This window comes from Empedobacter sp. GD03861 (assembly GCF_029840885.1).
GTDB classification, from domain to species: Bacteria; Bacteroidota; Bacteroidia; order Flavobacteriales; family Weeksellaceae; genus Empedobacter; species Empedobacter falsenii_B.
Map to the genome: position 1 here is coordinate 1 of NZ_JAOCDJ010000096.1, position 856 is coordinate 856.

Sequence of the window (856 nt, forward strand, 5' to 3'; positions counted from 1 at the left end):
TTTTAAATAATGAAATCACTTAACATCAAAGTAATCCTGAATCTTTCGGGTGTTTTATTACTATTAAATGCGCTCTTTATGTTTATTGCAACATGTGTCAGCATTTATTTTAATGATCATCTACTCTACCCTTTTTTAGTTTCGGGGAGTTTAGTGGGATTGTCGGGAGCTGCAATGATGTATTTTACGCGTGACAGAAGAAAACACATCAACAAACGCGAAGGTTATATCGTGGTTTGTGTCGGATGGCTTTTCTTGATTCTTTCGGGATGTTTGCCATATGTTACGTCGTTAATATTTTTACCAAACGATCATATCATCAATGAGAATTTCAGTTTTGTGAACATTGTTTACGAAACCGTTTCTGGTTATACAGCGACTGGAACATCGATTTATGATGATGTAGAAAGTCTCCCAAAAAGCATATTGTTTTGGCGAAGTACAACCAATTGGATTGGTGGTATGGGAATTATCGTTTTGACGATTGCGATTTTACCGTTTCTTGGAATTGGTGGTCGACAACTTTTTATGGCAGAAGCGCCTGGAATTTATACGGATAAAATTCACCCTCGAATTACAGAAACAGCGAAAAACCTTTGGTTAGTTTATTTAGGATTAACTGCTTTTTTTGCATTGTTGCTTTATTTTGGTGGAATGAATTTATTTGATGCTGCAAACCATTCGATGAGTGTGATTGCAACCGCAGGTTTTTCTACTAAAAATGAAGGTTTGATGTATTGGAATAACAATGTTTTTATTCAATATGTACTAATCGTGATGATGTTTTTGGGCGGAACAAACTTCGCTTTGATTTATTTATTGATTAAAGGACAATTCAAAAAAGTGTGGAAAAATG

1 protein-coding gene is annotated in these 856 nt (G+C 34.8%); it reads left to right on the forward strand.

Translation table 11 applies throughout. The features are described from left to right. Window positions 1–9: 9 nt before the first annotated feature. The coding region (locus tag N5D03_RS14885; protein ID WP_280052118.1) for a potassium transporter TrkG at window positions 10–856 on the forward strand (847 nt) is incomplete at its 3' end.